Genomic DNA, 12591 nt, shown 5'->3' on the forward strand with positions numbered 1-12591 from the left:
AAAAAAAGAATGTTTTTATGGGTTTGCAGTTTGGAATTTAAAAATCTTGTTTATATTTGCATCCCGATAATTACGGGACTCAGCGGGCGTGGTGGAATTGGTAGACACGCTAGACTTAGGATCTAGTGCCGCGAGGTGTGGGAGTTCGAGTCTCCCCGCCCGCACTGAGAAAAACAAAAGCTTCTTGAATTTCAAGAAGCTTTTTTAATTGGGGTAAAGCATTAACACTAACTTTAATTCAGCATGGTGAGTTCGATCATCGTGTTCCTATTGCAAATGCATATGAATTATTCCAGGGTTTGCAGGATAATGGTGTGGAAACAAAACTTGTGGTGTATAAAGGCTTTGGTCATGGAATTAATAAACCAAAAGAGGTTTTAGCCGCAATCTGGCATAACTGGCAATGGTTTGGAAAATATATTTGGGATGAGGATATTGCCTTGCCTGAAAAGTAAAAAAAGGGGTGGAAAGACACCCCTTTTTTTTTATAACCGAAGTTATGTTCGAATTAGAAAATTAAATTTTTACTAGTTTTACTGTTTTTGAGCCAATGGTTGTTTCGATCACTGCAAAATAAATACCTGTTCTTAACGAAGAGCCATCAATTTTTGCAGTTCTGCCCGATGCATTCATAGCTACAACATGCTTACCTAAAATACTATATAAGCTAATACGATTGATATCTGAGTTCTGGGTGCGGATCAACCATGAATTCTGAGTTGGGTTCGGATAAATCTGTGAATCAATTTGAACTACAGGTTTTGTCGATAAGGTATTATAGGCACCAAAAACAACATCGTCAAAATTAAATATATCATCGGCGCCATTAGCACTGGGAGCAGATTCAATATCAAAAAACAGAACAAATTTATCCCAACTTCTTGCATTATAAGTTGTAAAATCAAAAAATAAGGTTTGCCAGTTTCCAACATCTGTATAATTGGCATCAACAGTAGCTCCGTTTCCTGCCACTTCTACCTTAAGTTTTACAGGAATAGCTCTGGGGCCTCTAACTTTTAACGAAAACCCTTTATCGTTACCAGCGAAATCAAAATAACTTCCTGAAGGAAGCGTATACTGCGCATTGGAGTATAAACCCACGTTTATTCCGTTTATTTCGGCCACTGTAGCACTCGTGTTGATACCAGAATTATCAGGGTTAGCCACTTCTGAAAAAGACGTTACATTGTCGCCAACAAAACCCGAAGCGGTTTCAAAATCAACATTCCATGAGGTAACGAATACCGGTAAAACGGGCTCAGCTTTTTTGTTTGCCGTAAAACTCATATTATCAATATAGGTAACACTATCAGAACTTCTGTTAGGATCGCCACAAGTAAAATCTGTAAAAATTACGATCTGATCAATATTTACTGAAGGCGCATATGATGATATATCCCAGCTTAGAGTTTCCCACTGATTCACTACAGTGTTACTTTGTGATGTAAGTTCGAAAACGGTGGGATATCCGGACCCGTCATACTCCCCTACAAATTTGATTCCGATGCGGCCGATGGTCGATTTATTTACCATCATACTGAATGTTGTCGTCGAGTTGTCTAAACTCCAAACGCCTACAGTGCCATGAACTGTTTCGGCTCCGGCATAGCATGCATTTCCTGTTAGAACATTTAGTTTTAGAACCTTGGTCGAGGCATCAGTGTTAACACCATCAGGATCTGGATTGGTAACGACTTCCGGTGCTGGCGTATCGCCTTCGAACACATTCCAATAGCTGATATCGCTGCCATTCGTGCCGTCTTCAAAAGTAAAGGTATAATTTGTATTCGTTTGGGAATATCCGATAGATATTATCGTGATAAATAATAATAGCGTAATTTTTTTCATGTTGGTGGTCTTAAAATTATTTAATTGGTTGAATCTCAATGGAGATGTCTTAAACCTAATCAATTAAAAACCGTAACAGCTTTTTAAGAACTATACATAAATCATACACCATTGAAATATTTTTATTTTATCGAAACAGGAAAAAATGTTCCCTGATAGCAGGACTTAAGCAGGTTTTCTTGAAAATTTAATTTTTTATGAAAATGAATAAAAGCTGGAATGTATGGGTAATGTAGGGGTGAATTATTCAGAAGTACAGTAAAATTAAGAATATAAATTATTGAAAATCAATAAATAAAGCGAGGTGGGTATCAAAATAGAATTTTTAAATGGTATAAAAATCAGGAAAATGAAACAGCAATAATTTTAAATAATAGCTTTTATCTTCTTACTTAAAAATCCTGTTTTATGATATTTGGCTTGTTCATTTTTGTCCCAAAGCCCCCAATGTGCACCAACAGTACCTTCTTCACCGATTTTCCAGGATTCATCAAAAGCTGAGAAATAGAATAGATCGACGCCTTCATCTCTGGCCCAAAGTTGGGTGTTCGCAAAGGCTTTAATGGCATTCTCAAAGGATGGCACCGCGTCGTGTAATGGCTCACCGACACTTGGCCATCCGGTTTCTGCAATAATTACCGGTTTACCTTGAGCAATTTTTTTGGTTTGTTGATACATATCTTTGATGTAAATCAAAGCGTAATCTATACTGCATCCTTCCCAGTAAGGGTAACAGTTTACAGATACAACATCGCTTAATTCAATTAATTTGGGTGTTGTTGAAAATTGATGATAGGCATCTACATAAGTTAGGGTTGTGTCCGGGATTTGCTGTTTAACATCCTGAATATATTCAAGTAACTGTGTTTCAGTTAAGTCTTTGCGAAATAACACTTCATTACCTACGGATGCCATATCCACATGGCCGGACTTCGCTAATTTAACAAGGTTTTCAATCTCTTTTTTATTGACTTCCAGATCAGTTCCTAACCAGGCTCCGGCGAAGGTTTTCATTCCGAGTTCCTTGGCGATAACAGGTATTAATTCATTACCATCAGTACACGAAAATGATCTTACCCAATTGGTGTAGGGTTTAATGATCTTGAGTCGGCGACGAATTTGTTTCTCGGTAAGTTGACTACCGGGTTTCTGACCTTCAACATATGGCGTGAAGCATAACCCGTGAATGCCTTGTTTTAAGATACGTCCAAAAAGATTTTGTAAGCCATTGAGGGTTTTACTGTTCACTTCACCTCCTGTAAGCGCTAATATTCTATTTGTTTTTAATGACATACTTTTACCAAGAAACTTATAGTTCCCCGCGTCTTTTGATTAGTGATTCTTTAATTTCGTTCACCCGGTCTTCATTCAAACTATATTTCCACATTACCCACATCGCCAAAGCTGCTGTGGTAGCCGGAACTATAATATCCGCGATTCTTAAATTGGTCATGGTATCGAGCGTTTGAACTGTGGAGTTCTGATCGAAACCTACTATTTTCAGCACAAAACCACCCAAAACAAGAGCTATGGCCTGCCCAAGTTTTACCATCCACCAATAGATCGCTCCAAAGGTACTTTCTTTTCTTGGCATACCGTTATCTAGTTCATCCAGATCGCAAACATCTGCTGTCATACTCATCATTAAGGTGAATAATCCACCCATTCCGAAGGCAAATAAAGGAATTGGGACAAAGATCAGCCAGGGGATTTGATTGTCCGGATTAATAGAAAACCATGACATGCCCCAATCATGCAGCAAGGGATTCAAATAATTAAATACGGAAGCTACGATGGAATTCAAACCTTCGCCTAAAGCGGTTTGATTGAATTGATAATTTAGATCTTTATTGAAGCCCCACCATTTGAGTACGTAGCCTACAATAGAAAGTGCTGTGGAAATTAAAAATGCTTTTTTCTTACCCCATTTATTGGCCATTCTGGAAACAATGGGAATTACTATGAAGGCGGTTAGCATGGCATTGATGGTATTAAACCACGCCGGCCAAGTACCTGCGACCTCATAACTACCATTGTACATATAAAATACAATAATGAAAACACCAAAGGCTGCTACAAGCTGGAAGCCGTTAAATACCAAAAAGGTAGCGCCACAGAGTTTCATGAATGGTTTATTTTTTGATACCTGTTTGATACTTATAATGAGATCCTTCATATTCTCCGATAAAGTTCTGAAGTTGATTTTCTTCCTATTCTCCATATGAGTCGAGTCGATACCCTTACAAAACAAGGCCGGTAATATTCCGAAAACGATAGTCATAGCTCCCACAATAAGCGCCATGGTTCTCACGCCCTCGGTTTGTGTATTAAAAGTATCGGAGTCAGGAATAATCACATAGAGCCATGGGACAATGATCCAGGCAATTTGTCCCATACTATTTGCGAAACTCATCAAACGTGTACGCTCATTATAATCTGTTGTCATTTCATAGCCTAAACCAACTAAAGGTGTGGCAAACATGGTATTTCCTACTAAAAACAGGATCTGCAATACCATAACATGCCAGATAATATAGGTTTCTGAAGCGTTATCATCCAGTTGCCACATTAAAAAGAACAGAACACCACTGATAAGCGCACCCCAGAAAATATATGGACGGCGGCGACCCCATTTCGACGTCGTATTGTCTGAAATAAAGCCCATAATAGGATCGGTAAGCGCATCAAAAATTCTGGGAAGACCTCCTAAAAGCCCGGACCACAGCGGATCTACACCCCAGGCAGTCAATAAAAAGAATTGAATAAAAACTCCAAGCGTACCGGGTAAAATATTCAAAATAAAATGACCAGCGCCGAAGGCTGCCTTTTGCCCAACCGGGACGCTATCTCGCAATGCTAGTTTCGTTTTTGCCATGTCTGTAGTTTAGTTAGTTGTGTTGGTGATTAGTTTTGTTGGTATAGTTTTTTTACAATGTTGAAGGTAGCTTTTTTATTCCTATCGAGTTTTACGATGCCCCAGTATTCCTCATTAGGTGAGCCATCATAGGGTACTCCCGAACTATTAGGCGCCCAACCACCGGGATCCTGAGTATCGGCATTACCTGTTTTCCACCAGCCATCGGTAAATTGGAACAAAGTTACGCCCGAACAAATATCTTTATGGTTGAAAATAGCTGTTACAATGTTTTTGTTTGCCTGAGCCTGGGCTTTTTCGTTTTCGCCTTTTTCAAACCCATACGCTGTGGTGGTCATGTAGCTATCGGCTCCAGCTTCTGATAAATACATAGGTTTATCACTTAATGCTTCCCATTGCGGGAAAATGGTTCCCGGTTTATCAAATCGGTATACATTCATGCCCCAGATATCAACGCTTTTGCACTTATCTAATTCTATCTTTTTTGGTAATTCTCCATGAGCTGTAGACACGGGGTGGTTTGTATCTACCTTGTGAATTTCGGTAGCTGCAGCTTCAAGAGCCTTGTACCAATTATTCATATCTCCCTCGAACCATTCTGGATGATAATTGTATTCATTGCCTAATTCCCAAAATAAAATAGCGGGATGATCCTTGTATTTTTTAACGTAGTCGATAAAACTTCCGGAATACATGTCAAAACTTCCGTTTTGATTATAGCCAAAGCCCATGATAATTTTAATGCCTGCTTCAGCAAATTTATCCAGTACTTCTTTTTCCTTGATTGGCTCATAAACACGGATCGTGTTAATACCGGCTTCTTTCATTAATTGGATATCCTGATCCAGATTATTGAACTGCCGCTGGTGACTACCTTTAGGAACCGGGTGATAACAAACACCTTTAATGAGATAAGGTTTTTGATTCACCAATAATTGTCGCCCTTCAAAAGAAACCTGTGTGCGTGTTTGTGAGCAGGACACACACACAGATAACAACAGGACTAAACAAATAATATTTTTCATCTTACTTATGTGTTTCTTTTTCTGAAAAATCAGGGGCTAATACCGTTTTCATTAAGGCCTTTTTATCACCATTCCATGTTTTGGTAACCGGATTTCCATTTCGGCTGAGGCCATCAAATACGCCTTCATCTACAAGATGCCATAAAGCGTATTTTACTTTGCCTTCAATAGTAAAAAGTCCAAAATGATTTTCCGATCCTCCCGGGTTTTGACTATCCTTCCAGATTTCATCAAAGGCTTCAAAATAAAAACACGAAATACCATTTTTATTGGTCCATTCGCGAAGCCCTTTATAATACAAACCTTGTTTATATTCGTCTACAGCTCGCGTACCATCCGGCCCAAAAAAACCATTGGATTCGGAAGCCCAACCCGTTTCTCCAATATGAACGGGTTTATTAACGCCCAGACTTTTCATGTAGGTGACTACACTTTCATATTGTTGCTTGGCGAAGGCAACAGATTTTTGCATTAATAATTTTATTTGAACAGAATCCGGTTTTGAAGCCTCCGCTTCGGAAAGTATCCAGAATTCCTCAGGATTATAATGTGTATCATGCATGGGGTAGGTGTGCATGGAAATATAATCCACAGCATTGATCAATTGGGTTAAGGCAGGAACATGATATTCATCACCGCCACCACCCCATGAGGCAAAATTATCTGAACTGGTAATCCAGAGATTTGAAGCCAGTTTTCCGTCATCTTTAAGATTTTGAAGAAAATTGACCCATTTCAAGATCTCATCAGGTTGCACATAATAACTCGCAGCCCATTTCACCATAGCTTCATTTCCTACAGCAATAATTTTCACAATATCGGGATATGCGGCTGCTAAAGCTGCTGCACGATTGATCTCCATAGCGTTTTCCGCTTCATCACCGGTGTTATGATCCGGCTCAGAAGTATTGGCATTTTTGCATTTTATCCAAGCTCCCAGCATCACGTACATTTCAAAATCGGGATTTTCAGCCTTTAATGATCGAATTGCCTTTAGAATATTCGTGCTTTGTGGTAAATGAACATTGTAAGTGCGAATCATGTGAACCCCCATCGCATCGAGGATTCTGAGATCTTCCTTGATCTCTTCCTGAGTGGGTTGAATATCACGTGAAATGGACCGGTATCCTCCATAAGAAACAGCAAGATAATCAGGATTTCCCAGAATTTCTGATGCTGATTTTCCAACGGTATATGTTGTTCGAGTCTTGCACCCTAACATCAGGGCTAGGACGGTGAAGAGCAACAAATGTTTAATTCCGGCGCGCATAAACTATATGGTTATTGAAACATTGATACGTTCTATAGCCCCGGTTCTTTCAAAGAGGTTTTTACTTAGTTCTTTATCCAACTTAAGAGCTTCAATAGGCTTAGTTTTACCATCTGTAAACACAACTTCCAAAGCATTTTTATCCGCTTTTTTATAGATCACGGGAACCTGACAACACGTAAAACATAGCTCTCCGGGATTTAAATGGATGGATTTTTCTTCATCATTTAAAGCGGTATAATGAAAGGTGTTTTCTGTATTTAAAAATTCTTTGGATTGTAATAAACGCGGATTAAAATAGAGTTGGCCTTCGGTTACAAAAACGCCTAATTCTCCAAATCGACTTAAGATATCTTCTTTTACTTGTCCGGTCATACCTGGTTGTTGTGCCCCTTTGGTTGCCGGGGTATGTGAATAGGGATCCGTTGGGAAAGCCCCGTAAAGATCTGGAGATTTATGCACTCCAATTCCGGCATTGATCTCGTAATAATGATCCAGTAAACCACCAATGATCTTTTCACTTTCTCCAGAGCGAACTGCGCCTAAACAATTTTCCTGAACAGCAAGTAAGAGTTTAGAAACCATGTGCCAGTAAATGGACCCTAAACCTTCATAACCAAAAAAGGTTCCGGATCTGCCTGTAAAGGCTTTATGATTGAAGACCTCTTCAAAAATGGCAAGAACTTTTGATGCTTCTTGAGCTACGAGTTCCGGATAATCCCCGGAAACCTGATTTAAGGCTTGTTTTAAACTTTTAGCGTTATTGAAGTTTGCATTAAAATGATAATCCCCCAATATATCTTTTTCAATAATAGCAATGTTACCATCCCTCACTAATTGTTGCAACAGTTTTGATCCTTCTACTTTGGAAGCCGGAATGTTATTTTTCTTATCGAAACGTGGTAAGTCTTTATTTGGATAAAGAATATAACTGTACTGATCTTCGCGGAATAGCGCACTACTTTTTAATCCATTTAAAAGACTTAAAGCTTCGTTTGGCGAGAGGTAACCGGAACTTAAAACGGCCACCTGACCTTCAAGCATTTCCGGTAAATACGAAATTGAGATCTCTTCGGAATTTTCCAGTGTCATTAAGTTGTAAGCATGATACATTTCGTCAGAACGCTTGTTTGCACGGATCGAATGCTCTAAATAGTTTTGTGTGATTGTGATGAAATCCAACAAATCTGTTTTGGAAATTGATTTCTTTTTCCCGTTAAAGCCTTTTTCATAAATATTTAAACGGTAATTGCTTCCGGCAGTTCCTAAGGCATCAAGCACTGTTTTTCTATCCTTATTTGAAACAGGACCTTCTAATATGCTTTCATGTTCTCTGAGTCCTGTATGGATTGCAGCAAAGAAATCAGCAAAGGCTTCAGATAATACAATATCCTTATCTGGCGCTTGCTCCAATATGGTGTTAAAGAAATTCAGAAAACGACGCAAGTAATAAAGCGTCACCATAGAAACTCCGTTACCTACCAAAGCGTTGTTGGCGTCGTTCCATTCGGGGCGCTGTGTATTAAGCCAAATACCGCCTTCAGGGATAAAATTTGAAACTTTTGCCAAAACTGTGGCTAAAAGTTTTTCAACTAAATTAACGTTATATATTTGGTTGTTCTGATCTGTGATCAACGCAGCATCAGCACCCAGAACGGCCTTTTTATTTTGGATTTCTTCATTTAATTTGTAATCGAAATCAATGGTGTCTTTCGGGTTATTTAAGGTGTCCTGATAGCTTTTAATTTTGTAAGGCACATTGGCATATACAAAAACATTATCATGGAACAAGGATTCCAAACGCGAAGGATAATAGTCGTTTATGAACTCCAAAAACTTCAATAAATAGATGATCTGATGATCACCCCAATAGCCAATATACGACCACGGATCGTGTTCTTCAATAACCTCCCAGTCAAATCCGTCTTTAGTTACACGATAAGGATTATAGCCTTCAAATGTTGAAGCGTTCAGGAATTTATGGATCATACTTTCAATGAACTCCGGATAGGCGTGAGCCAAAGCTTCCCAGTTTTGGAAGATATCGCGCCAGTTGCCCTCGTAATCGAGTATTTTCGAACCGTCAATTTCATTTTTTGTATTTATTGAAAAGCGATTCCAGGGACGACTTGGGTCACCATGACGTCTGCTGAATTTAAGTGGTAAATATTCCAGGCAAAGACGTTTCAAATGTGGGTTATCGCTCTTATTTGAAAAAGACTTTATAGTGTCTGTGGAAAATACTTCCGGTAACGCTTCCAAATCATTTTTATGAGCGTCATAAACGGCTTTGTTCGCTTTACTTAAATACAGAAGAAAGTCTGCTTTTTCAATATTGTAATCGTCATCAAAAATACCACCACGCATAATATTGAACATGGTATTTGCAAAATGCCGGGTATTGGTTAGAGGGTCGGCGGTAAGTTGTAAACCATCAGCTGCACCAACAAATTTGATCAGATTTTCAGTTCCGGCCTCAACATCTTTTTTAATTATTTCGGTAATATCGTTTTGTTTGATTTTTTCTGAAAGTGCTACTACTTGTGTAATAGATTTAGAAACATCAGCAATGAACATCCAGCTTTTTTCAGTATTGGTGTCAATTTCGATATCTGAAACTACAAAATAGGCGCCTTTTTCAGCTTTCATATCGATTTCCTGAGTAACGGAATAACCTTTTCTAAAATCATTAAGCTGTAGAGACGATATGAGATATGTTGGATCTTCAATACCTAAAGACCACACCGTATTTGCTTTTAAGGCCTCACTAGGTTCTGCTTTATCTACGATAACAGCACTAAGAGCATAAGTGCCCAAGCCAACATCAGGATATAATTCGCTCTTTTTATAGGCATCAACGAGATTACTTCGCGTGGCTTGTAATTCTGAGTTTACGTTTGCCGGAACAATATTCTGCAGACCATCAAGAACCGTAATTTTTATGGATTTATCTCCGGTATTACGTAGCGTAGACGTTTTAATAAAACCAAATTCATCAGAAGAATTCCATTCATATCTGAAGGCGAGGTCCAGATCTGTATTGATCTCCTCAAAAATGACTTTATTTCCGTAGCTATTCTTATAAAGATTTCTATGGATATCATATTGACCCATCTGGCGTTCCGAAAAGGGCTCCCAGATCAAAGTACCTGTATCCTTATGAATTTGAAAAATAGTCTTACTTCCGGTAATATCAGCTGATTCGGTTATTTTATCATCGGTATAATAAGGGAATAAGGCAAATTCGGCATTTCTTCGACCGGCCGTTAAACCGCCATTACTGGAAATAAACAACCAGTGATTGGAATCGCTCACAATACTCATAAAAAAAGGACGCATCTTATCAACATTAGCTATTTTGTAATAGCTTTCATTATTGATACTTACCAATGCTCCTTTAACTTCGTTATCTTCTGTAATGTTATGTTTTAATTCTGTTTGCATGGCCTTAGTCATGTACTTAAATTTTTTTCTATTTGTGAAGTTCGTTTATTGATATAATCGAACATAATCAATTTCCATAGTATCCTGAGTAAATCCTGCCGGAACAGTTCCACCTAAAGTTCCGCCCATGGCGATATTCAGAATTAAAAAGAAATTTTTATTGAATGGTAAATTATTATTTAGAGCGATCTCGTAATATTGCACATTGTCAACGAATACTCTAATGAAGGTTTCAGACCATTGCATTTCATAAACATGAAATTGCGATGCAGCATTTGAAATCGAGGTTTTTAAACCATAACTCGCGGTGTTTCCACTATTACTGTCATACCAATGGCAAGTAGCTAGAACTTCATTTTTGTTTGTGCCGGTTTGCTCCATGATATCAATTTCACCACATCGTGGCCAACCAACGTTATCAAAGTCGTTTCCTAGCATCCAGATCGCAGGCCAGGTTCCGGCTGAACCCGGAAGTTTGGCTCTTACCTTTAATGTCCCGTATTTAAATTCTTTTAGATTTTCAGTTTTTAAACGCGCTGAAGTGTATCCTCCCGCGCCATCAGATTTAGCGATTATTTTGAGGATTCCATTTTCAACCACAGCATTATTTGTGCTGTTTGTATAGGTTTGTAATTCCTGGTTACCCCAACCACCGGCTCCAATATCGTAAGTCCAGTTATTGGTGTCGGGCTTTCCGTCTTTAAAAAATTCGTCGGCCCAAACCGGGGCAGCACCATTGTAAAAAGAAACGGTAACTTGTTTCGTTAGGTTTATGGAATTATTGGTATTGGAATAGGCTATAACTTTAATATCATGTATCGCTATACCTTCTTTATCGTTAAAAGTTACCTGATATTTTCCATCAGTGCTTTGGATCGCTGAGCCATCATCAATAATGAATTCATAATTTACAGCATTTGTAGCTTGAGCTACCAAATTCACAACGCCGGAACCATCTCCATAAGGTTCATTTGTGCTAATACCTTGTACGTTTGTTGAAAGTGTAAGATTTGTAGGTACTGTATCGGTTGGTGGATTTACCGGAGGTGAATTTTCAGAACTTGAACAAGAAAAAAGTGCAAGCATGGTTAAATGGATTAAATAAACAAGTCTTTTAAGCATCGCTTGTGGTTTTTAAAAATGAAGGTTTTAAATTAAGGGGGCCATACAGCCCCCCTAAATTTAATAAATTAACACTTTAAGCTGGGAATTATTAATCTACGGCAATAAGTTTGAATCCCCAATCGAATTCGCCGTTACCATCTAAGGTTTTTATAGTCATTTTGTTTGGCGAACGCTCAATAATTTGATATTTATGATCGCCACCGGTATAATAGCCAATAAAGCCCAGGCCACTTAGCGTTATGGTTTCCACATCACCCGGTGCGGATAAAGACCAGGTTTCAGTGTAATCGTCATATGGATAATTGAGAATATCAGCATTATCCTGGGTTCCACCTGCGCCATTTAATTCCTGAATAAGACCATCACGGCCAAAAACGTCACCATTTGTAATGTGGGTAAACGTTCCGTCTTCATTGAAGATATAACGATCGTCATACATACCAACGCCATCCTTAGCATTTGCTGGCGCGCCATAATATCCGAAAGGATTATCTCCATTAGGAGCTCCTAAACCAAAATGGTTGTCTACTTCTGCCTCAATACGCCAGGTTCTTTGACCCGTACCATATAGCATTTCTAAAAGATCGGCTGGTGGCTCGTATAACGATAATACGTCGATATCAATTGTTTTTGTTGTGGAAGCACCTCCGGTACCGTAGGCTACTACAGTAATCGGATAGGTGTTATTTCCTAAGGTGGCAAAAATATGGTCTACTTTACCTCCCTTTTGTAAAACGGTTTGTCCCTGAACGATCACGTGGAAAGACGTTGCATTATCAGCAGAAGCTGAAATTTCAACCTGACCACTTCCCAACCCGGGAGCAGATGTAACATCGAGAACACCATCGCCATCAACGTCATCAAGATATTTTACTGATATTTGAACGTTTGAGGGCGCTGTGAGTTCACCAAACGGAATATCTTCATTTTGGCATCCGTAGAAGAACAGGAGCCCGAAGATTAACGTTCCAATTATATATTTTAAATGTTTCATTGTATTTAAT

The 12591-nt window shown here is 38.7% G+C and carries 9 protein-coding genes and 1 tRNA gene; 2 read left to right on the forward strand and 8 right to left on the reverse strand.

Features of this window, described 5'->3' with window-relative positions:
- The first annotated feature begins 82 nt into the window (after nucleotides 1-82).
- Nucleotides 83-164, forward strand: a tRNA-Leu gene (locus ABD682_RS05685).
- A gap of 72 nt (nucleotides 165-236) precedes the next feature.
- Nucleotides 237-455, forward strand: a complete 219-nt coding sequence (locus ABD682_RS05690; RefSeq protein WP_344740808.1) for an alpha/beta hydrolase family protein — start codon at nucleotides 237-239, stop codon at nucleotides 453-455.
- Between the two features lie 61 nt (nucleotides 456-516).
- Here the strand turns inward: ABD682_RS05690 and ABD682_RS05695 are convergent, their stop codons facing one another.
- The 8 genes from ABD682_RS05695 to ABD682_RS05730 all read right to left on the reverse strand — a co-directional run bounded on the left by ABD682_RS05695 (nucleotide 517) and on the right by ABD682_RS05730 (nucleotide 12581).
- A complete protein-coding gene (locus ABD682_RS05695; protein ID WP_344739964.1) occupies nucleotides 517-1848 on the reverse strand; it encodes a T9SS type A sorting domain-containing protein in 1332 nt (443 codons plus the stop codon).
- A gap of 366 nt (nucleotides 1849-2214) precedes the next feature.
- The gene (locus ABD682_RS05700; RefSeq protein WP_344739966.1) at nucleotides 2215-3141 is read right to left on the reverse strand and encodes a glycoside hydrolase family 17 protein; all 927 of its coding nucleotides are present in this window, start codon (nucleotides 3139-3141) and stop codon (nucleotides 2215-2217) included.
- A gap of 16 nt (nucleotides 3142-3157) precedes the next feature.
- The gene (locus tag ABD682_RS05705; protein WP_344739968.1) at nucleotides 3158-4723 is read right to left on the reverse strand and encodes an MFS transporter; all 1566 of its coding nucleotides are present in this window, start codon (nucleotides 4721-4723) and stop codon (nucleotides 3158-3160) included.
- 29 nt (nucleotides 4724-4752) lie between these two features.
- Nucleotides 4753-5748, reverse strand: a complete 996-nt coding sequence (locus ABD682_RS05710; RefSeq protein ID WP_344739970.1) for a glycoside hydrolase family 2 TIM barrel-domain containing protein — start codon at nucleotides 5746-5748, stop codon at nucleotides 4753-4755.
- 1 nt (nucleotide 5749) lies between these two features.
- On the reverse strand, nucleotides 5750-7018 hold the full coding sequence (locus tag ABD682_RS05715) for a glycosyl hydrolase family 17 protein (RefSeq protein WP_395360388.1): 1269 nt from the start codon (nucleotides 7016-7018) through the stop codon (nucleotides 5750-5752).
- Between the two features lie 3 nt (nucleotides 7019-7021).
- Nucleotides 7022-10474, reverse strand: a complete 3453-nt coding sequence (locus tag ABD682_RS05720; RefSeq protein WP_344739972.1) for a hypothetical protein — start codon at nucleotides 10472-10474, stop codon at nucleotides 7022-7024.
- A gap of 33 nt (nucleotides 10475-10507) precedes the next feature.
- On the reverse strand, nucleotides 10508-11548 hold the full coding sequence (locus ABD682_RS05725) for a glycoside hydrolase family 16 protein (RefSeq protein ID WP_344739974.1): 1041 nt from the start codon (nucleotides 11546-11548) through the stop codon (nucleotides 10508-10510).
- A gap of 127 nt (nucleotides 11549-11675) precedes the next feature.
- Complete coding sequence (locus ABD682_RS05730; RefSeq protein ID WP_344739976.1) at nucleotides 11676-12581, reverse strand: glucan endo-1,3-beta-D-glucosidase; 906 nt, start codon at nucleotides 12579-12581, stop codon at nucleotides 11676-11678.
- Nucleotides 12582-12591 lie beyond the last annotated feature (10 nt).

This window comes from Gaetbulibacter aestuarii (genome assembly GCF_039537665.1).
Lineage (GTDB): Bacteria > Bacteroidota > Bacteroidia > Flavobacteriales > Flavobacteriaceae > Gaetbulibacter_A > Gaetbulibacter_A aestuarii.